Origin of the sequence: Mixta sp. Marseille-Q2659, from assembly GCF_940807255.1 — a bacterium.
In the GTDB taxonomy this organism is placed as follows: Bacteria; Pseudomonadota; Gammaproteobacteria; order Enterobacterales; family Enterobacteriaceae; genus Mixta.
Window position 1 is genome coordinate 1 of the sequence record NZ_CALNWY010000043.1, and the last position, 22403, is coordinate 22403.

Genomic DNA, 22403 nt, shown 5'->3' on the forward strand with positions numbered 1-22403 from the left:
ACAATTCGGTCACTATGAACAGTCTTGTTGCCTCGACGAAAGCAACGGGGGGAATTGGTGTGGTTGGGGTCTTTATTCCTCAGGATCCAGGCGCTGAATCTGACCTTGCCAAAGAGGGTAAGATGCCTGAGTACCCAGGCATCTGTAAGACAGGCAGTTACCGATGAAGGCCGCCTGGAAAACGTAAAACATCATTCGTTAATCCGGTTTTTTAAGCAGGCAGAAAATTACGAACAGCTTTGAGGGAAAAACAAATAAAGAAAATCTATCTTATATCTGCTTTGTCGGGTTCAATGTCCGCTTATCGCCCAACGCAGCCTGATGATTTTGAAGTAGATTGCTTAGTGCCGGGGCACTGGAAAAAATTGCGGCACGCATAAGAAAATGACACAAATCACAAATATCACATTAACAACAGTAAAGCATAATTTCCCACTCACTCATTAACTCATAAAAATAATTAATATTTTTATAGCCCCCCCTATAAAGGTTGTGCCTGGGCAGCCGATAAAATGAACATATCTTCGCTAACCCATTGAGACTATCTCATGACGATTTTAAAAAAACTGTCGCTCATTTTTATTTTTATACTTGTAACATTGGTAACTATTGGAATTATAAGCATAAAATCCCTGGACAAGGCTCAAGACCGGTTTGACTATGTAGCGACTAATTCGCTACCGAGCATAAATAAAATAGGCGAAATCTTGCAGTATCGTGAGGAAGCGAGACGGCAAATACTCATGTCCTTACTGATACCCCAAAAAGATGTTTTCGATAAACATATGGCTAACGCGACTGACTTTTTAAATCAAGCGCAAGAAGCTTTGGATTATTATAAGGCACATTTGATATCGGATGAAAAAGATTCTCAGTCAATAGAAAACACAATTCAGGATTTTAATAATTATCGAACTAAAGTTGACCAAATGGTGAAAACATATGAAACGGATGGGGTTGAAGCCGCCAGAACACTGGTATCGGATGGCGGTGAGACAGCTGCAGCCTCGATTGCTTTAAGTAAAAGCATCAAGAATTTGTTAGTTTATAATTATGAAATTGCCACTAAGTTTGCAGAAGATAACAACACTCAATATCTCAAAACTTTATGGTTCCTGATTATCATCATTGGTGTTGCGGTACTACTGACAGGATTTTTTTCTTACTCCATCCTTAATTACATCAAAAAAGGTCTACAAAATTTACAGGGTAGCATGAAGGAAATTGGGGATAGTCTGGACCTGACACTACGCGTTAATTTGGATAAAAAAGATGAACTTGGCGCAACAGCTAACAGTTTTAATGGTCTCGTAGAGAAATTCCGGGACGTTCTTTATAACGTTAAGGATGCAAGCAAAGAGGTCGATACAGCTGCTAATGAAATAGCTCATAGTAATGATGATCTTTCTTCACGCACCGAATCTCAAGCATCTTCTTTGGAACAAACAGCTGCCAGTATGAATGAATTATCCGCAACAGTAAAACACAACATGGATAACGCAAAAGAAGCTAACAATTTTATAGAAAAGGTACAGTCAATAGTAAATGAAAGTAACCGCGAACTCAGCGCTTTAAAGGGATCAATCAACGATATATCTGCTTCCTCTAATAAAATTTCTGAGATTACATCTATCATTGACGGGATTGCATTCCAGACAAACATTCTTGCGCTTAACGCGGCAGTAGAAGCAGCGCGAGCTGGGGAGCAAGGGAAAGGGTTCGCTGTTGTGGCTGGCGAGGTACGTTCATTATCACAGCGTTCTTCAGTCGCAGCACGAGATATACGCGGCCTGATTGAAGAGGCGATTCAAAATGTTGATAAGGGTGTTGTATACGCTGCTAATGTACGACACGAATGAATGAGGCTTTAGTCGTGGTTGACGAAACTACACAATTGATTAATCAGGTCAACAATTCATCTAAAGAACAAAGCTATGGCATTGATCAAGTTAATATTGCTGTTAATCAGATGGAAAGTAATCTACAGCAAAATGCGGCAATGGTAGAGCAAATGTCTACGGCAGCTAATTCACTTAGTCAACAAGCTAGCAAGCTATTAAGCGAAGTGAGTTCTTTTAAACTTTAGGCAAAAGAAACCTAATGATATAACATGTAAAGGCCAGTAAAGCTGTATTACTTATTGAATAGCTTCTGGCCTTACCCTATATTTCTTAGTAAGGTAACTACCAGATTGATATATAAAAGAATATATCTTCGGTAATGCTGCCAACTTACTGATTTAGTGTATGATGGTGATTTTAAGGTGCTTGCGTGGCTTCCATTTCCATCAGATGTCCTTCCTGCTCCGCTACTGAAGGCGTGGTGCGTAACGGCAAAAGCACTGCCGGACATCAGCGCTATCTCTGCTCTCATTGCCGTAAAACATGGCAACTACAGTTCACTTACACCGCCTCTCAGCCCGGTACGCACCAGAAAATCATTGATATGGCCATGAATGGCGTCGGATGTCGCGCCAGTGCACGCATTATGGGCGTTGGCCTCAACACGGTTTTACGTCACTTAAAAAACTCAGGCCGCAGTCGGTAACCTCGCGCATACAACCGGGCAGTGATGTGATTGTCTGCGCTGAAATGGACGAACAGTGGGGCTACGTCGGTGCTAAATCACGTCAGCGCTGGCTGTTTTACGCGTATGACAGGATACGGAGGACGGTTGTGGCGCACGTCTTCGGTGAACGCACTCTGGCCACACTGGAGCGTCTTCTGAGCCTGCTGTCGGCCTTTGAGGTCGTGGTATGGATGACGGATGGCTGGCCGCTGTACGAATCACGCCTGAAGGGAAAGCTGCACGTTATCAGCAAGCGTTACACTCAGCGCATTGAGCGACATAACCTGAATCTGAGACAACATCTGGCAAGGCTGGGACGGAAGTCACTGTCGTTCTCAAAATCGGTGGAGCTGCATGACAAGGTCATCGGGCATTATCTGAACATAAAACACTATCAGTAAGTTGGAGTCATTACCTGAAATCCAGCAGGAAAGACTGGAAGCAGGCGAAATAAAAATTAACTCAGTTAAACAAAAGAAAAAGCCTGTTGAATTATTACGTCAGCATTCAGGAATGCTGTATTTGAAAGATATCACGGCGTTAGAAATTGCAGAAATAATCGACGACGTGAAATCGCAGGGGCACAGCAGGATGGCCCAGGTCGTCAGGATGGTGCTTATTGATGTATTCAAAGAGGCACAACATGCTGGCCATGTGCCGCCCGGCTATAACCCGGCAGCAGCCACGAAACAACCGCGTCTGCGGGTGAAGCGGCAGCGCCTCAGCCTGGAGGAATGGCAGAAGATATTTGAGATAGCGGACGCCCGTCACCGCTATATGGGTAATGCCATGTTGCTGGCTATTGTCGCCGGTCAGCGCCTGGGTGACATTTCCCGAATGAAGTTTTCCGATATATGGGATGACCACCTGCACGTTGTGCAGGAGAAAACCGGGACAAAAATCGCGATCCCACTGGCGCTACGATGCGATGCAATTGGCTGGAGCCTGAAAGAAGTGGTAGCGCGTTGTCGTGACTACGCTGTCAGTCCCTGGCTGGTTCACTTCTTCCGCTCAACTTCACAGGCGGAGCGCGGCGCACAGGTAAAGGCCCGTACCCTTACACTGAACTTCAGCATGGCACGCGACGCCGCGAAAATTGACTGGGGGGACGGGACACCAGCCACGTTTCACGAACAGCGTTCACTGGCAGAGCGTTTATACGAAAAACAGGGGGTCGATACGCAAAAACTGCTGGGCCATAAATCGGTACAACAAACAGCAAAATACCATGACGATCGGGGGAAAGGATGGATGGTAATCGCGGTTTAATTTGTACATTTTGCGAACAGTTTTGGGGAAGAGTTTTGGGGAAGTTTTGGGGAAAGGAGTATAAATAAAAAAGCCAACATAAATTTAACAACTTATGTTGGCCGGATGTTACAAATCAGCGATTACATATTTTCGATCATCGCGTCGCCAAACTCTGAACATTTCAGTAATTTAGCGCCTTCCATCAGACGTTCGAAGTCATAGGTCACGGTTTTGTTGGCGATAGCGCCTTCCATGCCTTTAACAATCAGGTCTGCGGCTTCGAACCACTGCATGTGGCGCAGCATCATCTCAGCAGAAAGGATAACGGAGCCTGGGTTCACTTTGTCCTGACCAGCATATTTTGGCGCGGTGCCGTGGGTCGCTTCGAACAGCGCGCATTCGTCACCGATGTTAGCGCCTGGTGCGATACCGATACCGCCAACCTGCGCCGCCAGGGCGTCAGAAATGTAGTCACCGTTCAGGTTCATACAGGCGATAACATCATACTCAGCCGGACGCAGCAGGATCTGCTGCAGGAAGGCGTCAGCGATCACGTCTTTAATCACGATCTCTTTGCCGCTGTTCGGGTTCTTGATCTTCATCCACGGGCCGCCGTCGATCAGCTCGCCGCCGAACTCATCGCGTGCCAACTGGTAGCCCCAGTCTTTAAAGGCACCTTCGGTGAATTTCATGATGTTGCCTTTATGAACCAGCGTCACGGAATCGCGATCGTTGGTAATGGCATATTCAATGGCCGCGCGCACCAGACGCTTGGTGCCTTCTTCCGAACAAGGCTTCACGCCAATGCCGCACTGCTGCGGGAAGCGGATTTTATTTACGCCCATCTCTTCCTGCAGGAACTTGATCACTTTGTCCGCTTCCGGCGTGCCCGCTTTCCACTCAATACCAGCATAGATGTCTTCACTGTTTTCACGGAAGATCACCATATCAGTATCCTGCGGACGTTTAACCGGGCTTGGCGTGCCCTGGTAGTAGCGAACCGGACGCAGACAGATATACAGGTCCAGCTGCTGACGCAGCGCAACGTTCAGAGAGCGAATACCGCCGCCAACCGGAGTGGTCAACGGGCCTTTAATGGCAACGCGGTATTCCTTAATCAGGTCAAGGGTTTCCTGCGGCAGCCAGACATCCGGGCCATACAGCTCGGTGGATTTCTCGCCGGTGTAAATTTCCATCCAGGAAATTTTTCGCTCGCCGTTGTAGGCTTTTTTCACAGCGGCATCAACCACTTTGATCATTACGGGAGAAACGTCTACCCCAATACCATCACCCTCGATATAAGGGATGATTGGATTAGCGGGAACAACCAGTTTTCCCTGATCGTCGAGCGTGATTTTCTGACCTTCCGCCGGAACTACTACTTTGCTTTCCATTAACCTCTCCTTCGAGCGCTTTTTTGTTAATGATTTGTAAGATGCGCGTCAATACTACTTGAATATTGCCGTCGCGCCAATCATCTCGATTTCGCGTTATAATGCGCTCATTCAAATCAAGTGCAAAGCTTATGCCTAAAACAGTTGTTAAGAATCACCGAGTTAAACGATTCAGCCGCCCTGCTGCTTCTGCCACCCAGCGCAAAGGCCCACGGCGTGTGATCATTTTTAACAAACCCTACGATGTGCTGCCGCAGTTTACCGATGAAGCGGGACGCTCCACGCTGAAAGATTTTATTCCGGTCAGCGATGTTTACGCCGCAGGCCGTCTGGACCGCGACAGTGAAGGCCTGCTGGTGCTGACCAACGATGGCGCGCTGCAGGCGAAGCTGACGCAGCCGGGCAAACGCACCGGGAAAATTTACTATGTACAGGTAGAGGGCGAGCCGGATGAGGCCGCGATCCAGGCGCTGCGTACTGGCGTTAATCTGAAAGATGGTCCGACCCTGCCTGCGCAGGTGGAAAGCGTGGCGGAACCCGCCTGGCTGTGGCCGCGTCAGCCGCCGATCCGCGAACGCAAATCGATTCCGGTCAGCTGGCTAAAAATTACGCTGTATGAAGGGCGCAACCGCCAGGTGCGACGGATGACCGCGCACGTTGGCTTCCCTACTCTGCGCCTGATCCGTTATGGTATGGCGTCGCTCACGCTGGATGGTCTCGCGCCGGGCGAATGGCGCGACGTCACCGAACATTTTTAACCGGAGCTGCTGATGTACAAACCGCACGTGACCGTAGCCTGCATCGTGCAGGCGGAAGGCGAATTGCTGGTGGTGGAAGAGACCATTAACGGCAAAGCGACCTGGAATCAGCCTGCTGGCCATCTGGAAGCGGAAGAGAGCCTGTTAGAGGCCGCCAGCCGCGAGCTGTATGAAGAGACCGGCATTCAGGCGGAAATGGCGCACTTCCTTGGTGTTCAGCAGTGGACCGCGCCCGATAATACGCCCTTTATCCGTTTTCTGTTTGCGCTTGACCTGCCTGAGCGGGTCGCAACCCAGCCGCAGGATAGCGATATTGACCGCTGCTGGTGGCTGTCGCCACAGCAAATTCTGGACGCGGCGCATCTGCGTTCGCCGCTGGTGGCGGAAAGTGTGCGCATCTGGCAGAGCGGCGTGCGCTATCCGCTGTCGCTGGTGCGTTTTTATCGATAATGGCTTTCCACCGTCCAACGTCCGCTACGGGGATGCGTCCCTGGCGGACGCGTGCTAGAATACGCCGCCTGTTTTTGTTCCTTGTCGTGAGTGTGTCATGTCTGACAACAGCCAGAAAAAAGTGATCGTCGGGATGTCCGGCGGCGTCGATTCTTCCGTTTCCGCCTGGTTACTGCAGCAGCAGGGCTATCAGGTGGAAGGGTTATTTATGAAAAACTGGGAAGAGGACGACGGCGAAGAGTATTGTACCGCCGCCGACGATCTGGCCGACGCCCAGGCGGTGTGCGACAAACTCGGTATGAAGCTGCATAAGGTTAACTTTGCCGCTGAATACTGGGATAACGTCTTCGAGCATTTCCTGGAAGAATATAAGGCGGGCCGCACGCCAAATCCCGATATTCTCTGCAATAAAGAGATCAAATTTAAAGCCTTCCTGGAGTTTGCGGCAGAAGATCTCGGCGCAGACTTTATTGCCACCGGCCACTATGTGCGCCGCCACGACAGCAATGGCAAAAGCCAGCTGCTGCGCGGCCTGGATGGCAACAAAGATCAGAGCTATTTCCTCTATACGCTCAGCCATCAGCAAATTGCGCAAAGCCTGTTCCCGGTCGGCGAACTGTCGAAGCCGGAAGTGCGCCGCATTGCGGAGCAGCTGGAGCTGGTGACCGCGAAGAAAAAAGATTCTACCGGCATCTGCTTTATCGGCGAGCGTAAATTCCGTGACTTTCTGGGGCGCTATCTGCCCGCGCAGCCGGGCGCGATCGTCACCGTTGACGGCCTGACCGTTGGCGAACATCAGGGCCTGATGTACCACACGCTGGGACAGCGCAAAGGTCTGGGCATCGGCGGCCTGAAAGAGAGCAACGATAATCCCTGGTATGTGGTGGATAAAGATGTCGCCAACAACCGCCTGATTGTCGCACAGGGCGCCGACCATCCGCGTCTGATGTCCGTCGGTCTGATTGCGCAACAGCTGCACTGGGTCGATCGCGAGACGTTGCGCGAACCGCTGGCCTGCGTGGTGAAAACCCGTTATCGCCAGGAAGATATTCCCTGCGTTATCACGCCGCTGGATGACGATCGCATCGAAGTCCGCTTCGAGCAGCCGGTCGCCGCGGTTACGCCCGGCCAGTCTGCCGTTTTCTACCTCGGCGAAGTCTGCCTTGGCGGCGGCATTATCGAGCAGCGTTTACCGCTGGTACCGGCATAACATCGCGTGCGGCGCCGATGTGTATACAGGAGTAACCGTGGCTAAAAATTATTACGACATCACGCTGGCGCTGGCAGGCATCTGCCAGTCCGCGCATCTGGCGCAGCAGTTGGCCCATCAGGGCCAGTGCGATGCACAGGCGTTAAAAACCTCGCTGAGCAGCCTGCTCGATCTTAATCCCTCCTCCACGCTGGCAGTTTACGGCAATGATGAAGTGCAGCTGCGCTTTGGTCTTGAAACGCTGCTGGCGGTGCTGGGCAATCCCAGCCGTCAGGGGCTTAGCGCTGAGCTGACCCGTTATACCCTGAGCCTGATGGTGCTGGAGCGTAAGCTGAGCGCCAACAAATCGGCCATGAACACGCTGGCGCAGCGCATTGCCCAGCTCGATCGCCAGCTGGCGCATTACGACCTTGAATCTGAAACGCTTATCGCCGCCATGGCCGGGATTTATGTCGATGTTATCAGCCCGCTGGGGCCGCGTATTCAGGTGACAGGGTCACCGGCCGTCCTGCAAAATCCGCAGGTACAAAGCAAAGTTCGCGCCGTACTGCTGGCGGGTATCCGCTCGGCGGTGCTGTGGCATCAGGTTGGCGGAGGCCGCCTGCAGTTAATGTTTTCCCGAAACCGCCTGATCCGTGAGGCGAAACGTATTTTAGCCGGTATGCCGTCGGCCTGATCGGGCCGATATGCACCAGACCTTTAGTTAACGATCCAGGAGTTGCTCTGATGGAATTATCCTCTCTGACCGCCGTCTCACCTGTCGATGGTCGTTACGGCGAAAAAGTCAGCCCGTTACGCACCATTTTCAGCGAGTATGGCCTGCTGAAATTCCGCGTTGAGGTTGAAGTTCGCTGGTTACAAAAACTGGCCGCGACTGCAGAGATCAAGGAAGTTCCTGCTTTTGACGCCGACGCAAACGCTTTCCTTGATGCGATTGTCGCTAATTTCAACGAAACTGACGCCGCGCGCATCAAAACCATTGAGCGCACCACCAACCACGACGTTAAAGCGGTGGAGTATTTCCTGAAGGAAAAAGTGGCTGAGGTGCCTGCGCTGCATGCCGTTTCTGAATTTATCCACTTCGCCTGTACCTCAGAAGATATTAATAACCTCTCCCACGCCTTGATGCTGGAAACCGCGCGCCGCGACGTCATTCTGCCTTACTGGAAACAGCTGATTGAGGCGGTCAAAGGACTGGCGCATCAGTATCGCGATATTCCGCTGCTGTCGCGCACTCATGGCCAGCCCGCTACGCCTTCCACGCTGGGCAAAGAGATGGCGAACGTGGCTTACCGTATGTCACGCCAGCTGCGCCAGCTGGAACAGGTAGAGATTCTGGGCAAAATCAACGGCGCGGTGGGCAACTATAATGCGCATCTGGCCGCCTACCCGGAAGTGGACTGGCATCAGCTGAGCGAAAGCTTTGTCACCTCACTGGGCATTAGCTGGAACCCCTACACCACCCAGATCGAGCCGCACGACTATATTGCCGAGTTGTTTGACTGCATTGCCCGCTTTAATACCATCCTGATCGATTTCGATCGCGATATTTGGGGTTACATCGCGCTGAACCACTTCAAACAGAAAACTGTCGCTGGCGAAATCGGTTCTTCCACCATGCCGCACAAGGTCAACCCGATCGATTTCGAAAACTCGGAAGGCAACCTGGGTCTGGCAAACGCGGTGATGCAACACCTGGCCAGTAAACTGCCGGTCTCCCGCTGGCAGCGCGACCTGACCGACTCCACCGTATTGCGTAACCTCGGCGTTGGCGTTGGCTACGCGCTGATCGCCTATCAGGCGACGCTGAAAGGCGTCTCCAAGCTGGAAGTCAACCGCGATCGTCTGCTGGCGGAGCTGGACCAGAACTGGGAAGTGCTGGCGGAGCCGATTCAGACCGTAATGCGTCGTTACGGCATTGAAAAGCCATATGAAAAGCTGAAAGAGCTGACGCGCGGCAAACGCGTGGACGCGGCCGGGATGCAGGCCTTTATCGACAGCCTGGCGCTGCCGGAAGAAGAGAAAACGCGTCTGAAGCAGATGACGCCAGCCAATTACCTGGGCCGTGCCGTCCAGATGGTTGACGACCTGAAGTAACGCCCTCGCCCGGACGCCCCTGCGTCCGGGATTTGTCTTGCGTTAAGCCCCGGTTTATCCGCACTCCCCTATAATCAGCCCAGGGTCATTTGTTAAGGAAAGGCATATGCGCGTATTGGTTGTAGAGGATAACGCTCTGCTACGCCATCATTTATCTGTACAGCTGCGTGAAATGGGCCATCAGGTCGATGCGGCAGAAGATGCAAAAGAAGCGGACTATTTCCTGGCTGAACACTCTCCCGATATTACGCTGGTCGATCTCGGCCTGCCCGACGAAGATGGTATGACGCTGATTCGTCGCTGGCGCGCGCAGGAGGTGAAGCAGCCGATCCTGGTCTTGACCGCCCGCGAAGGCTGGCAGGCAAAAGTCGAAGCGCTGGAAGCAGGCGCCGACGACTATGTCACCAAGCCTTTCCATATTGAAGAAGTGGTGGCGAGGATGCAGGCGTTAATGCGCCGCAACAGCGGTCTGGCTTCGCAAATTATCAATTTGTCTCCGTTTCAAATCGATCTGTCGCGGCGCGAGCTGACGATAAACGATGAGCAGATCAAGCTAACCGCATTTGAATACACCATTATTGAGACGCTGATTCGTAACGTCGGCAAGGTAGTCAGCAAAGATTCGCTGATGCTGCAGCTCTATCCCGACGCGGAACTGCGCGAAAGCCACACCATTGATGTATTAATGGGCCGGCTGCGTAAAAAGATCCAGGCGGTTTACCCGCAGGAAGTGATCACCACAGTGCGCGGTCAGGGCTACCGCTTCGATATTTAAACGCCGATGGCCATTCTGCAAGGCAAACGGCCTTTTTCACTGCGCGCCCGCTTCCTGCTGGCTACCGCCGCCGTGGTGCTTATCCTGTCGCTCTCCTACGGCATGGTTGCCGTTGTCGGCTATATCGTCAGCTTTGATAAGACCTCCTATCGCGTAATGCGCGGCGAAAGCAATCTGTTTTATACCCTGGCGCAATGGCACGATAACCGCCTGACCATCGCTCAGCCGGAGCAGATGACGCTTAACTCGCCGACGCTGGTGTTTATCTATGATGAACGCGGAAGGCTGCTCTGGCAGCAGCGCGACGTGCCGGAAGTACGTCATAAAATCCGCCCGGAGTGGCTGAAAAAGCCCGACTTTTACGAAATCGACACCAATAATCAGACCAGCCGGGAAGCGATCGGTAACGATCAGGCGGCGAAAAATAAGCTGCACGCCTATGACGATAACGGCGACGGCACCTTTACCCACTCGGTGGCGGTCAATCGCTACGACGCCACAACCAGCCTGCCTGCATTAACCATTGTGGTGGTTGACTCCATCCCGCAGGAGCTTCAGCACTCCGATGTGGTCTGGTCATGGTTCAGCTATGTGCTGGTGGTTAACCTGCTGCTGGTAATCCCGCTGCTCTGGCTGGCGGCGCACTGGAGCCTGCGCCCTATCGGCACGCTGGCCAGCCAGATTCGCGAACTGGAAAGCAGCCAGCGCGAGGCGCTCGATCCTAACCCGCCGCAGGAGCTACGCAGCCTGGTGCGCAACCTGAATTTGCTGCTGGAAAATGAACGCCAGCGCTATACGCGCTACCGTACTACCCTTTCTGATTTAACCCACAGCCTGAAAACGCCGCTGGCGGTGCTGCAAAGTACGCTGCGCTCCCTGCGCGGCGGCAAGAATTTCTCCATTGAGCAGGCGGAGCCGATAATGCTGGAGCAGATTAGTCGCATCTCGCAACAGATCGGCTACTATCTGCACCGCGCCAGCATGCAGGCGGATCACAATCCGCTGAAACGCGAGCTGCACTCGGTTTCCGCGCTGCTGGACGGCCTCTGTTCCGCACTGAATAAGGTTTATCAGCGCAAAGGCGTGTCGCTGACGCTGGATATTTCACCGGAAATCACCTTTGTCGGCGATCAGAACGATTTTATGGAAGTGATGGGTAACGTGCTGGATAACGCCTGCAAATATTGCCTGGAGTTTGTGGAAATCAGCGCCCAGCAGACTGAATCCAGCCTGCAGCTAATCGTGGAAGATGACGGGCCGGGCATTCCTGAAAGCAAGCGTGAAATGATCTTTCTGCGCGGCCAGCGGGCCGATACGCTGCGTCCCGGCCAGGGGCTGGGGCTGGCGGTCGCGCGCGATATTCTTGAACAATACGCAGGCGATATTGAAGCGGGCACCAGCCCGCTTGGCGGCGCGCGGATGAAAGTGATTTTTCAGCGTCAGGAAGTCGAACATAACCTTGAGTAGAACCGCGCCGCCGCTGTTATACTTGCTGCAATTTCTCGCCTGCACTGGAATATCGTATGGATTATCAGCTCGACCTTAACGAGTCCGACTTTTTAAACAATTACTGGCAAAAGCGCCCGGTTATCCTGAAGCGTGGCTTCAAAAACTTTATCGATCCTATCTCGCCCGATGAGCTGGCGGGACTGGCGATGGAAAGCGAAGTGGACAGCCGGCTGGTTAGCCAGCAGGATGGCAAATGGCAGGTCAGCCACGGCCCGTTCGAAAGCTACGATCACCTCGGCGAGCATAACTGGTCGCTGCTGGTGCAGGCGGTTAATCACTGGCATGAGCCGTGCGCCGCACTGATGCGTCCGTTCCGTTTTTTACCCGACTGGCGCATCGACGATCTGATGATCTCTTTCTCGGTGCCGGGCGGCGGCGTCGGCCCGCATCTCGATCAGTATGACGTGTTTATTATTCAGGGCACCGGCCGTCGTCGCTGGCGCGTAGGTGATAAAACGCCGTTAAAACAGCACTGTCCGCACCCGGATCTGCTGCAGGTCGAGCCGTTCGACGCCATTATCGATGAGGAGATGGAGCCGGGCGATATTCTCTATATTCCGCCAGGTTTCCCGCATGAAGGCTATTCGCTGGAGAACGCGCTGAACTATTCCGTTGGCTTCCGTGCGCCAAGCGGCCGCGAGCTGATCAGCGGCTTCGCGGATTTTGTGCTGGCGCGCGAGCTGGGCAGCCGTCGTTACAACGACCCGGACATCGCCATGCGCGACTGCCCGGCGGCTATTCTGCCGCAGGAACTCGACGGCATTCGTCAGCTGATGCTGGAAGTGATCGATCAGCCGGAGCAGTTCCGTCACTGGTTCGGCGAGTTTATTTCGCAGTCGCGTCACGAACTGGATATTGCCCCGCCGGAGCCGCCTTACCAGCCTGATGAAATTTATGATGCGCTCCAGCAGGGCGATAAGCTGACGCGCCTGGGCGGATTGCGGGTGCTGAAGATCGGCGAGGCGGTGTTTATCAACGGCGAGCAGCTGGAGTCGGTGCATCCGGCGGCGCTGAGCGCGCTGGCTGATAAACAGACGCTGAGCCTGCGTGATTTCGGCGATGCGCTGGACGATCCCGCTTTTCTCGCGCAGCTGGCCGGACTGGTCAACAGCGGCTACTGGTTCTTTAACGAAGAGTAAGGTGGGCGGCAAATCTTTTGCCTGCCATAAAAAAGTTACGCAAAAGCGCCTGCAATCGCAGGCGCTTTTATCAAGAAGACGTTATACAGCAGCTTCGTTTATCAAACGTAATCGGCAGCTGACCTCTGACCAGCCGCCGTTTATTTCTTCTCCGCCGCCAGCTGGGCGATCCCGACAATCACCTCAACCGTTTTCTCCATAATATTCAGCGAGGCGAACTCATGTTTGCCGTGATAGTTATAGCCGCCGGTAAAGATATTCGGGCAAGGCAAACCTTTAAAAGAGAGCCAGGCGCCGTCGGTACCGCCGCGGATCGGCTTCACGTCCGGCTCTACACCGCAGTTGCGCATCGCCTGTAACGCCAGCTCAATGCTGTGCGGATGCGCCTCAACGATCTCGCGCATATTGTAATAGCTGTCTTCTACGGTAACGTCGATATAACAGTCGGGATTCAGCCCCTTTCCTACCCGCCGCGCAATATCGATCAGCTTCTGCTTGCGCGCTTCAAAGTTGTCGCGATCAAAATCACGCACGATATAGCTTAGCTCGGCACGCTCTACCGTACCTTTAATGCCGTGCAGATGGTAAAAGCCCTCGTAACCGCTGGTGAACTGCGGTTTCTCCGTAGCCGGAACTTCGGCGTGAAAACGCATCGCCAGATCCAGCGCGTTCACCATCACCCCTTTCGCCGTGCCGGGATGCACATTATTGCCGACGATTTTTACCGTCACCGACGCGGCATTAAAGTTTTCAAACTGGAACTCGCCCAGTCCGCTGCCGTCAATGGTATAGGCCCAGTCGGCGCCAAACGCGGCGACGTCGAAATGTTCGGTGCCGCGCCCCACTTCCTCATCGGGCGTAAAGGCGACGCGGATTTTCCCGTGCGGAATATCGCCCTGCGCCAGCCGCGCCAGCGCGGTCATAATCTCCGCCACGCCCGCTTTATCATCCGCGCCGAGCAGCGTTTTGCCATCGGTGGTGATCAGCGTATGGCCAGTCAGCTGGTGCAGCACCGGAAACATAACCGGCGACAGGATCTCTTCGCCGATGCCGAGCGCAATATCGCCGCCGCGATAGTTCTCCACAATCTGCGGATTGACATGTTTGCCGCTGAAATCGGGCGAAGTATCGACATGGGAAATAAAGCCGATCACCGGCGTGGGATAATCCACATTGGCCGGCAATGTTGCCATCACGCAGCAGTGTTCGCTGAGGGTGACATCCTCCAGCCCCAGCGCAATTAACTCTGCCTGTAATTCTCGTGCCAGCAGCCACTGCCCTTCCGTGCTGGGAACCTGGCGCGCATGAGCGCGCGACTGCGTATCAAAGGAAACATAATGTAAAAACCGGTCGAGTAGCGTTGTCATCTTTCTTCTCTCTCAATGGCCGCGAGCTATTATGTGAAGCCTGCGCTGCCAACATATTGCGTCAGGTCATACTGTTAAAGCGTAGTGCGCAAAAAGGCAAAGCGCGTTTTTATCCGGGTAAATAGCGGTTATTGATTTACGAGCATGGAATTAGCCTCGTTTTCAGGTATCATCGCGCCCCTGACTTTGTTGGCTGGTCGACCGTAGCGACTAAGCTCTACACACATACAGGCAGCCCTGACTGCCGATAACTTCGGGCTGAGTGACTAAAATGACGCAAACACGCGCGCAAACGGCGCTGGTTACGCTTTCTGGCATCAGTAAAGCTTTTGACGGCAAAGAAATCATTGCCGATTTTAACCTGACCATACACCACGGCGAGTTTATTACCCTGCTGGGCCCTTCCGGCTGCGGCAAAACCACCATTCTGCGCCTGATCGCTGGCCTTGAAGAAACCGACAGCGGCGAGATTATTCTCGACGGTGAAACCATTACCGCCACGCCCGCTGAACATCGCCATGTTAATACCGTTTTCCAGAGCTATGCGCTGTTCCCGCATATGACGGTGTTTGAAAACGTCGCTTTTGGCCTGCGGATGCAGAAAACCCCGGCGGCAGAAATTACCGCGCGCGTTAACGACGCGCTGGCGATGGTGCAGCTGGACAGCTTTGCCGATCGCCGTCCGCACCAGCTTAGCGGCGGCCAGCAGCAGCGCGTTGCCATTGCGCGTGCGGTGGTAAATCGCCCTAAAGTCCTGCTGCTTGACGAATCGCTGTCGGCGCTCGATTACAAACTGCGCAAGCAGATGCAAAATGAGCTGAAGGCGCTGCAGCGCAAGCTGGGCATTACCTTTGTCTTCGTGACGCACGATCAGGAAGAGGCGCTCAGCATGTCGGATCGCATCGTGGTGTTGCGCGATGGCCGCATTGAGCAGGACGGTTCGCCGCGTGAAATCTATGAAGAGCCAGCCAACCTGTTTGTGGCACGCTTTATCGGCGAAATCAACGTGTTCGATGCGATCGTTATCGCGCCGCTAGATAATCAGCGCGTGCGCGCCCGCGTCGAAGGGCGCGAATGCGATATTCTGGTGCCCTTCCCGGTCACGCCTGGCCAGAAGCTGCATGTGCTGCTGCGCCCTGAAGATTTGCGCGTTGAAGAGATCAACGACAGCGACGGCGCCGAGGGTCTGGTGGGCTTCGTGCGCGAGCGCAACTATAAAGGCATGACGCTGGAATCCACCGTCGAGCTGGAAAACGGCAAGCTGGTGACCGTCAGCGAATTCTTTAACGAAGACGATCCAGATTTTGACCACTCGCTGGATCAGAAGATGGCGATTACCTGGGTTGAGAGCTGGGAGGTGGTACTGCCTGATGAAAATGATGCGTAACCGTTTCCAGAAAACGATTATCACGCTGATCGTCGGCTGGCTGCTGCTGTTTGTCTTTCTGCCCAACCTGATGATTATCGCGACCAGCTTTCTGACGCGTGATGACGCCAACTTTGTCCGCCTGGCGCTGACCTTCGATAACTATACCCGGCTGCTGGATCCTTTATATGGTTCGGTGCTGCTGCATTCGCTGAATATGGCGCTGATCGCCACGCTCTGCTGCCTGCTGCTCGGCTATCCGTTCGCCTGGTGTCTGACAAAGCTGCCGGCACGTATCCGCCCGGTAATGCTGTTCCTGTTAATTGTGCCGTTCTGGACCAACTCGCTGATCCGTATTTACGGCCTGAAGATTTTTCTCAGCACGCGCGGCTGGCTGAATGAGTTTTTGCTCTGGCTGGGCGTTATCGACAAACCGTTCCGCATTATGTACACCTCCGAAGCGGTGGTAATGGGGCTGGTTTATATTCTGCTGCCCTTTATGGTGATGCCGCTCTACTCCAGCCTGGAAAAGCTGGACAAATCCTGTCTGGAGGCGGCGCGCGATCTCGGCGCCAGCAAGCTGCAGACATTCTGGCGCATTATTCTACCGCTGACGATGCCGGGCATTGTGGCGGGCTGCCTGCTGGTGCTGCTGCCGGCAATGGGGCTGTTTTTCGTCGCCGATTTAATGGGCGGCGCGAAGAATCTGCTGATCGGCAACGTGATTAAAAGCCAGTTCCTGAATATTCGCGACTGGCCGTTCGGCGCAGCCACCAGCATTGTGCTGACGCTGGTGATGGGCCTGATGCTGCTGTTTTACTGGCGCGCAGCGCGCATGCTGAATAAGAAAGTGGAGCTGGAATAATGGGTAAAACATTACGCAGCGGCTTTATGTTTCTCATTTATGCCTGGCTGTATATTCCGATCGTTATCCTGATCGTTAACTCTTTTAACGCCTCGCGTTTCGGCATTAACTGGCAGGGCTTCAGTACCCAGTGGTATTCGCTGTTAATGAACAATGACAGCCTGATCCAGGCGGCAAAGCATTCGCTGATTATGGGCGTGCTTTCCGCCAGCTTTGCCACGCTGATCGGCGCGCTGACGGCAGTGGCGCTCTACCGCTACCGCTTTCGTGGCAAGCCCTTTGTCAGTGGCATGCTGTTCGTGGTGATGATGTCGCCCGATATTGTGATGGCGATTTCCCTGCTGGTGCTGTTTATGCTGCTGGGCATTTCACTGGGATTCTGGTCACTGCTGGTTTCGCATATCACCTTCTGTCTGCCGTTTGTGGTAATTACGGTCTATTCACGCCTGAAGGGCTTTGACGTGCGCATGCTGGAAGCGGCGCGCGATCTGGGCGCCAGCGAAGTGACCATTTTGCGTAAAATTATCCTGCCGCTGGCGATGCCCGCGGTGGACGCAGGCTGGCTGCTCAGCTTTACCCTGTCGATGGATGATGTGGTGGTCTCCTCCTTCGTCACCGGACCAAGCTTTGAGATCCTGCCGCTGAAAATTTATTCAATGGTAAAAGTCGGCGTTTCGCCGGAGGTGAACGCGCTGGCAACGATCCTGATGGTACTGTCGCTGCTGTTAGTCGTCGGCAGCCAGCTGTTGCTGCGTGATAAAACAAAATAAGAGGAAAAGTCATGAAGAAATGGGGTTACTGGCTGGCGGCGGGTGCGCTGGCTCTGGGCTTACAAAGCGCGCAGGCCGACGACGGCAAGACGCTTTATTTCTACAACTGGACTGAATATGTGCCGCCGGGACTGCTGGAGCAGTTTACTAAAGAGACCGGCATCAAGGTGATCTACTCCACCTATGAATCCAATGAAAGTATGTACGCCAAGCTGAAAACTTATCAGGATGGCGCATACGATCTGGTGGTGCCGTCAACCTACTTCGTGGCGAAAATGCGCAACGAGGGTATGATCCAGAAGATCGACAAGAGCAAGCTCTCTAACTTTCATAACCTCGATCCGAATCTGCTGAATAAGCCGTTCGATCCGAATAATGACTATTCGATCCCTTATATCTGGGGCGCGACCGCGATTGGCGTCAATACCGATGCGATGGATGCGAAAAGCGTGACCAGCTGGGCCGATCTGTGGAAGCCGCAGTACAAGCAGAGCCTGCTGCTGACCGACGACGCCCGTGAAGTCTTCCAGATGGCGCTGCGTAAGCTGGGCTATTCCGGCAATACACGCGATGCTAAAGAGATCAACGCCGCGTATGAAGAGCTGAAAAAGCTGATGCCGAACGTGTTGGCCTTTAACTCTGATAATCCCGGCAACCCTTTTATGGAAGGTGAAGTCAATCTGGGGATGATCTGGAACGGCTCGGCCTATGTTGCGCGTCAGGCGGGGACGCCGCTGGAGGTAATCTGGCCGAAAGAAGGCGGCATATTCTGGATGGATAGCCTGGCGATACCGGCCAACGCCAAAAACAAAGAAGGCGCGCTGAAGCTGATTAACTTCCTGCTGCGCCCGGACGTGGCGGCGCAGGTGGCGGAAACCATTGGCTACCCAACGCCTAACCTGGCGGCCAGAAAACTGCTGCCGGCGGAAGTGGCGAATGATCAATCGCTCTATCCGTCCGATGAAGTGATCAAAAACGGCGAATGGCAGGATGACGTTGGCGATGCCAGCGTGCAGTATGAGATGCTGTTTCAGAAGCTGAAAGCGGGCCGTTAAGTCGGGCCGCAGCAAAAAGGCGACCTGCGGGTCGCCTTTTTTATATCAATAGCTATGTTGCCCGTCAGGTGCTTTATGCGTTCAGCCTTTGCGTAGCATCGGCAAAGGCTGACGATATTACACCAGCCGGTGCAGCCCTTTCTGAAACTTCTCCACCCAGGCGGGCACCACTTCGCTGGCCAGTCCATAATGCTTTTCAGCGAACTGATTGCCAACCTGACTCGGTTCCAGATTCAGTTCGACGGTATGCACGCCCTGAAGTTTTGCCTCATGCACAAAACCTGCCGCCGGATAGACGTGTCCAGAGGTGCCGATCGCCAGGAAATAATCCGCCTCAGAAAGTGCCTGATAGATTTCGTCCATGCCCAACGGCATCTCGCCGAACCAGACCACGTGCGGACGTAAACGCGCCGGAAACTGGCAGCAGTGGCAACTATCGTCAGCGCTCAGATCGCCGGTCCACTCCAGCACCTGACCGCTCATTTCACAGCGCACTTTCAGCAGCTCGCCGTGCATATGCAGCACGCGCTGGCTACCGGCACGCTCGTGCAGGTTATCGATATTTTGCGTCACCAGCAGAAAGTTATCACCCAGCACCGACTCCAGCTCCGCCAGTGCATGATGCGCGGCGTTTGGCTGGATCTCCGGCTGTTGCAGCTGGCGGCGGCGCGCGTTGTAAAAGGCCTGCACCAGTGCCGGATTACGCGCAAAGCCTTCCGGCGTCGCCACATCTTCGATGCGGTGTTCTTCCCACAGCCCGTCATCGGCGCGAAAGGTACGAATGCCGGATTCGGCGGAAATGCCTGCGCCGGTCAGCACCACCACCCGCGGCTGCGGATGCGCGGCCAGCTCTGCGGTACGATCGCGTTCAAAAATACGCTGGCGAAAACGCTGATGCATCTTGCGTCGGGTTTTGCGAAAGCGCGCAATACGTAAACGGCGACGGGGTGTGCGCATAAAAACTCCTTTGGTTACCTGAGGTGCAGGAATGCGGCACCGCGCATTCCGCCCGCATCTCCATGACGCGCTTTGGCGAAGCGCGGCGGCTTCGCCATTGGCAGCAGATGCGGCTTCACCTGCTCCGCCAGCCCGTCATAAAGCGCGTCAAAATTTGACAGTCCGCCGCCCAGCACCACCAGATGCGGATCGAGCAACGTCAGCAGATTGCCGAGACAGACCGCCAGCAGCGCGCGAAAGCGCGCGGTATGTTCCAGCGCCTGCCGATCGCCCTGATAATAGCGTTCGATAATAGCGGGCGCGCTCAGCGTTTGCTGATAAAAATGTTGAAACAGCCAGGCGAAGCCCTGGCCGGAAAGATAAGACTCCATGCAGCCGCGCTGGCCGCAACCGCACTGTTGCAGCGGAATATCGCGGCCCAGCACCTGCAACGCATCGATGGGCAGGCGCATATGTCCCGCTTCGCCAGTCACAAAGTTGCGCCCGGAAACCGGTTTGCCGTCCACCACCAGCCCGCCGCCGACGCCGGTGCCCAGAATCAGGCCCAGCACCACCGGACAGTCCTGAAACGCCTCGTCCCAGGCTTCGGACAGGGTAAAACAGTTGGCGTCATTATCAACGCGCACTTCGCGCCCCAGCCGTTCGCTCAGATCGCGTCCCAGCGGGCGACCGCGCGCCGCAGGCACGTTGGCAGTAAACAGCGTGCCGTCAGCGGGATTGATCAGGCCCGGTACGCCAACGCCGACGCGCCCGCGCTGGCCGCTTACCGCGTCCGCTTCCGCCGTCAGGCTGACAAAGGCCGCCAGCAGATCGGCATAATGGTCGCGCGGCGTGGGAACGCGCTTGCTCCACAACAGCTGACGCTGCGCATCATAAACGCCGAGGGCGATTTTGCTGCCGCCCATATCGAAGCCGTAAAACATGCTGCCGCCCTTACTGTCCGCTGAGTACGCGCGCCGGATCGATACGGCTGGCGCGCCGCGCCGGATACCAGCTGGCCACCAGGCTCAGTACGATAGCCGTCGCCAGCACCGAGGCCACATCAAGCCAGTGCAGTTCCGATGGCAGGAAGTCGATAAAGTAAATATCGCCGGAGAGAAAATGATGCCCGGTCAGCCGTTCGATGCCGCGCATCAGCGGCGTCAGATTAAGCGCGGCCAGCACGCCAACCACCACGCCGCTCAGGCTGCCCAGCAGCCCGGCGCGCAGGCCATACCAGACGAAAATCGCCCGAATCAGGCCATCTTTCGCCCCCAAAGTACGCAGCACCGCAATATCGCTGCTTTTATCTTTTACCGCCATCACCAGCGTGGAAACGATATTGAAACAGGCTACGCCGATCACCAGCACCATTGCCAGATACATAATGGCGCGGATCATCTGGATGTCGCGATACATATAGCCGTAGGTACCGATCCAGCTGCGAATATAAACGTAAGCGTGCGTCACCTCGCCCGCATCGCGCACCAGCTTAACGGCGTTAAAGGGATCGTTCATTTTCAGCGCGATGCCGGTCACGTTATCCTGCATATCAAGATACTTTTGCGCATCGGCCAGCGGCACCAGCGCCAGGCTGTGATCGAGCATACCACTCAGCTGCAAAATGCCGCTGACCTGTAAGCGAATACGCTTCGGCTGCAGCAGCTTATTCTGCCCGTCGCTGTTGGGGATCATCACTGTCAGCCAGTCGCCCTGGCGAATGCCCAACGATTTGGCCGCCCCGCTGCCGATAATGATTTGCTGCTTGCCGGCGCTAAAGCTGGCCCAGGCGTTATTCTGCACAAACTGCGGCAGCGCGCTGAGCCGCTTTTCCTGTGCCGGATCGACGCCTTTCACCTGAATCGCCTGCAGTTTCGCGCCGCTTTCGATCAGGCCGGTAAAATTGACATAGGGCGCAGCGGCGGCGATGCCCGGCACCTGCTCCATTCGCGGCAGCAGCGACTGCCAGTCGGCGAGCTGGCCGTTGACCGGTTCGATTTCGCCGTGTGGCACCACCGCCAGAATACGGTTATTCAGCTCGCGCTCGAAGCCGTTCATCGCGCTCAGGCCGACGATCAATACCGCCACGCCCAGCGCGATACCCAGGGTGGAGATTACTGAGATCAGCGAAACCATGCCGCCGCGCCGCCGTCCGCCGCTAAAGCGCGTCGCTAACAGTAGGGAGAGAGACGCCATTACAACGCTCCCGTCAGCGTAACCTGCTCGCTAAGCTGGCCGTCGCGCATTTCACGCTGCGCCGGCAGGCGCTTAGCCAGATGCAGATCGTGGGTGACCACCAGGAAAGCGGTGCCCTGCCGCACATTCAACTCGCCCAGCAGATCGAAGATAGCGTCGGCGTTGCGCGCGTCGAGGTTGCCGGTCGGCTCATCGGCCATCACCAGCCGGGGGTTATTCACCAGCGCACGCGCAATGGCCACGCGCTGACGCTCGCCGCCGGACAGCTCGGAAGGTCGGTGCGCGGCGCGCTTTTCCAGCCCGACGGCGCGCAACATTTCCAGCGCGCGATCCTGCGCCTCCTGCTTGCTTTTCTTGCCGATCAGCAGCGGCATCGCCACGTTTTCCAGCGCGGTAAAATCGGGCAGCAGGTGGTGAAACTGATAGATAAAACCCAGCTCGCGGTTGCGGAGTTCAGCCTTTTGCGCCGAGGACATGCTGCTCAGGGCGCGACCACTAAACAGCACGTCGCCGGAAGTCGGCGCGTCCAGCCCGCCCAGCAGATGTAACAGAGTACTTTTGCCGGAGCCAGAGCTGCCGACAATTGCCATCATCTCGCCGGGACGCATGGTGAAGCTGACGTCGCGTAACACGTCTGTCTGCACGCTCCCTTCCTGATAGCGTTTGCACAGTTGGTTACACTGTAACAGATTCAAAT

21 protein-coding genes and 1 pseudogene are annotated in these 22403 nt (G+C 54.7%); 16 read left to right on the plus strand and 6 right to left on the minus strand.

Annotated elements, in window-relative coordinates; translation table 11 throughout:
* Window positions 1-548: 548 nt before the first annotated feature.
* From P3C52_RS19405 to P3C52_RS19420, 4 genes and pseudogenes are all read left to right on the plus strand, one after another.
* Window positions 549-1859 carry a methyl-accepting chemotaxis protein gene (locus P3C52_RS19405; RefSeq protein WP_275556520.1) on the plus strand — a complete coding sequence of 437 codons (1311 nt, stop codon included), beginning with the start codon at window positions 549-551 and terminating at the stop codon, window positions 1857-1859.
* A gap of 14 nt (window positions 1860-1873) precedes the next feature.
* Window positions 1874-2086, plus strand: coding sequence for a hypothetical protein (locus tag P3C52_RS19410; RefSeq protein ID WP_275556521.1), 213 nt, complete (start codon window positions 1874-1876; stop codon window positions 2084-2086).
* A 185-nt stretch (window positions 2087-2271) separates the two neighbouring features.
* Window positions 2272-2969, plus strand: a protein-coding gene (locus tag P3C52_RS19415) for an IS1 family transposase (protein WP_094106546.1) whose coding sequence is annotated in 2 segments (ribosomal slippage) — window positions 2272-2521 and window positions 2521-2969 — 699 coding nt in all. Because the reading frame shifts where the segments join, the coding sequence is not laid out codon by codon here.
* Between the two features lie 16 nt (window positions 2970-2985).
* A pseudogene (locus tag P3C52_RS19420) lies at window positions 2986-3837 on the plus strand (tyrosine-type recombinase/integrase); the annotation flags it as partial.
* Between the two features lie 122 nt (window positions 3838-3959).
* Here P3C52_RS19420 and icd read toward each other — a convergent pair.
* Window positions 3960-5213, minus strand: a complete 1254-nt coding sequence (gene icd / locus P3C52_RS19425; protein WP_275556522.1) for an NADP-dependent isocitrate dehydrogenase — start codon at window positions 5211-5213, stop codon at window positions 3960-3962.
* Window positions 5214-5314: 101 nt separating this feature from the next.
* Here icd and rluE point away from each other — a divergent pair, with 101 nt between their 5' ends.
* From rluE to P3C52_RS19465, 8 genes are all read left to right on the plus strand, one after another.
* A complete protein-coding gene (rluE, locus tag P3C52_RS19430) occupies window positions 5315-5971 on the plus strand; it encodes a 23S rRNA pseudouridine(2457) synthase RluE (protein WP_275556523.1) in 657 nt (218 codons plus the stop codon).
* Window positions 5972-5983: 12 nt separating this feature from the next.
* A complete protein-coding gene (locus tag P3C52_RS19435; RefSeq protein ID WP_275556524.1) occupies window positions 5984-6421 on the plus strand; it encodes an NUDIX hydrolase in 438 nt (145 codons plus the stop codon).
* Window positions 6422-6518: 97 nt separating this feature from the next.
* A complete protein-coding gene (gene mnmA, locus P3C52_RS19440; protein ID WP_275556525.1) occupies window positions 6519-7631 on the plus strand; it encodes a tRNA 2-thiouridine(34) synthase MnmA in 1113 nt (370 codons plus the stop codon).
* Window positions 7632-7668: 37 nt separating this feature from the next.
* The gene (gene hflD, locus P3C52_RS19445; RefSeq protein WP_275556526.1) at window positions 7669-8307 is read left to right on the plus strand and encodes a high frequency lysogenization protein HflD; all 639 of its coding nucleotides are present in this window, start codon (window positions 7669-7671) and stop codon (window positions 8305-8307) included.
* A 50-nt stretch (window positions 8308-8357) separates the two neighbouring features.
* Entirely contained in the window at window positions 8358-9728 is a 1371-nt protein-coding gene (gene purB, locus P3C52_RS19450) for an adenylosuccinate lyase (RefSeq protein ID WP_275556527.1), read from the plus strand.
* 106 nt (window positions 9729-9834) lie between these two features.
* Window positions 9835-10503, plus strand: coding sequence for a two-component system response regulator PhoP (gene phoP / locus P3C52_RS19455; protein ID WP_275556528.1), 669 nt, complete (start codon window positions 9835-9837; stop codon window positions 10501-10503).
* Window positions 10504-10509: 6 nt separating this feature from the next.
* Window positions 10510-11970 (plus strand): two-component system sensor histidine kinase PhoQ, encoded by a 1461-nt coding sequence (phoQ, locus tag P3C52_RS19460; RefSeq protein ID WP_275556529.1) that lies wholly within the window; start codon window positions 10510-10512, stop codon window positions 11968-11970.
* A gap of 56 nt (window positions 11971-12026) precedes the next feature.
* Window positions 12027-13151 carry a cupin domain-containing protein gene (locus P3C52_RS19465; protein WP_275556530.1) on the plus strand — a complete coding sequence of 375 codons (1125 nt, stop codon included), beginning with the start codon at window positions 12027-12029 and terminating at the stop codon, window positions 13149-13151.
* 140 nt (window positions 13152-13291) lie between these two features.
* On the opposite strand, the gene pepT is transcribed toward P3C52_RS19465, so the two are convergent.
* A complete protein-coding gene (pepT, locus tag P3C52_RS19470) occupies window positions 13292-14518 on the minus strand; it encodes a peptidase T (protein WP_275556531.1) in 1227 nt (408 codons plus the stop codon).
* Between the two features lie 271 nt (window positions 14519-14789).
* Here pepT and potA point away from each other — a divergent pair, with 271 nt between their 5' ends.
* From potA to potD, 4 genes are read left to right on the plus strand one after another with little or no spacing between them, the layout of a single operon-like run.
* Complete coding sequence (gene potA, locus P3C52_RS19475; RefSeq protein WP_275556532.1) at window positions 14790-15905, plus strand: spermidine/putrescine ABC transporter ATP-binding protein PotA; 1116 nt, start codon at window positions 14790-14792, stop codon at window positions 15903-15905.
* Window positions 15898-16749: a spermidine/putrescine ABC transporter permease PotB gene (potB, locus tag P3C52_RS19480; protein WP_275556538.1), complete on the plus strand. Its 852-nt coding sequence runs from the start codon at window positions 15898-15900 to the stop codon at window positions 16747-16749. Before potA ends, potB begins: the two co-directional genes overlap by 8 nt.
* Window positions 16746-17519: a spermidine/putrescine ABC transporter permease PotC gene (potC, locus tag P3C52_RS19485; RefSeq protein ID WP_275556539.1), complete on the plus strand. Its 774-nt coding sequence runs from the start codon at window positions 16746-16748 to the stop codon at window positions 17517-17519. The genes potB and potC overlap by 4 nt, the downstream gene beginning before the upstream one ends.
* Before the next feature lie 11 nt (window positions 17520-17530).
* Window positions 17531-18574 (plus strand): spermidine/putrescine ABC transporter substrate-binding protein PotD, encoded by a 1044-nt coding sequence (potD, locus tag P3C52_RS19490; RefSeq protein WP_275556533.1) that lies wholly within the window; start codon window positions 17531-17533, stop codon window positions 18572-18574.
* A 117-nt stretch (window positions 18575-18691) separates the two neighbouring features.
* On the opposite strand, the gene cobB is transcribed toward potD, so the two are convergent.
* From cobB to lolD, 4 genes are read right to left on the minus strand one after another with little or no spacing between them, the layout of a single operon-like run.
* Window positions 18692-19531 (minus strand): Sir2 family NAD+-dependent deacetylase, encoded by an 840-nt coding sequence (gene cobB, locus P3C52_RS19495; protein ID WP_275556534.1) that lies wholly within the window; start codon window positions 19529-19531, stop codon window positions 18692-18694.
* 14 nt (window positions 19532-19545) lie between these two features.
* Window positions 19546-20454 (minus strand): N-acetylglucosamine kinase, encoded by a 909-nt coding sequence (gene nagK / locus P3C52_RS19500; protein WP_275556535.1) that lies wholly within the window; start codon window positions 20452-20454, stop codon window positions 19546-19548.
* A 10-nt stretch (window positions 20455-20464) separates the two neighbouring features.
* Window positions 20465-21706 carry a lipoprotein-releasing ABC transporter permease subunit LolE gene (gene lolE, locus P3C52_RS19505; RefSeq protein WP_275556536.1) on the minus strand — a complete coding sequence of 414 codons (1242 nt, stop codon included), beginning with the start codon at window positions 21704-21706 and terminating at the stop codon, window positions 20465-20467.
* Window positions 21706-22401 carry a lipoprotein-releasing ABC transporter ATP-binding protein LolD gene (gene lolD / locus P3C52_RS19510; RefSeq protein WP_275556537.1) on the minus strand — a complete coding sequence of 232 codons (696 nt, stop codon included), beginning with the start codon at window positions 22399-22401 and terminating at the stop codon, window positions 21706-21708. The genes lolE and lolD overlap by 1 nt, the downstream gene beginning before the upstream one ends.
* Between the last annotated feature and the right edge of the window lie 2 nt (window positions 22402-22403).

Bases quoted from the DNA above. Each gene is read 5' to 3' on its own strand.
- purB (WP_275556527.1), top strand. From the start codon at position 8,358: ATGGAATTATCCTCTCTGACCGCCGTCTCACCTGTCGATGGTCGTTAC.
- P3C52_RS19405 (WP_275556520.1), top strand. From the start codon at position 549: ATGACGATTTTAAAAAAACTGTCGCTCATTTTTATTTTTATACTTGTA.
- icd (WP_275556522.1), bottom strand. From the start codon at position 5,213: ATGGAAAGCAAAGTAGTAGTTCCGGCGGAAGGTCAGAAAATCACGCTC.
- mnmA (WP_275556525.1), top strand. From the start codon at position 6,519: ATGTCTGACAACAGCCAGAAAAAAGTGATCGTCGGGATGTCCGGCGGC.
- phoQ (WP_275556529.1), top strand. From the start codon at position 10,510: ATGGCCATTCTGCAAGGCAAACGGCCTTTTTCACTGCGCGCCCGCTTC.
- P3C52_RS19435 (WP_275556524.1), top strand. From the start codon at position 5,984: ATGTACAAACCGCACGTGACCGTAGCCTGCATCGTGCAGGCGGAAGGC.
- lolE (WP_275556536.1), bottom strand. From the start codon at position 21,706: ATGGCGTCTCTCTCCCTACTGTTAGCGACGCGCTTTAGCGGCGGACGG.
- rluE (WP_275556523.1), top strand. From the start codon at position 5,315: ATGCGCTCATTCAAATCAAGTGCAAAGCTTATGCCTAAAACAGTTGTT.
- potD (WP_275556533.1), top strand. From the start codon at position 17,531: ATGAAGAAATGGGGTTACTGGCTGGCGGCGGGTGCGCTGGCTCTGGGC.
- phoP (WP_275556528.1), top strand. From the start codon at position 9,835: ATGCGCGTATTGGTTGTAGAGGATAACGCTCTGCTACGCCATCATTTA.
- cobB (WP_275556534.1), bottom strand. From the start codon at position 19,531: ATGCGCACACCCCGTCGCCGTTTACGTATTGCGCGCTTTCGCAAAACC.
- pepT (WP_275556531.1), bottom strand. From the start codon at position 14,518: ATGACAACGCTACTCGACCGGTTTTTACATTATGTTTCCTTTGATACG.
- P3C52_RS19465 (WP_275556530.1), top strand. From the start codon at position 12,027: ATGGATTATCAGCTCGACCTTAACGAGTCCGACTTTTTAAACAATTAC.
- potA (WP_275556532.1), top strand. From the start codon at position 14,790: ATGACGCAAACACGCGCGCAAACGGCGCTGGTTACGCTTTCTGGCATC.
- potB (WP_275556538.1), top strand. From the start codon at position 15,898: ATGCGTAACCGTTTCCAGAAAACGATTATCACGCTGATCGTCGGCTGG.
- nagK (WP_275556535.1), bottom strand. From the start codon at position 20,454: ATGTTTTACGGCTTCGATATGGGCGGCAGCAAAATCGCCCTCGGCGTT.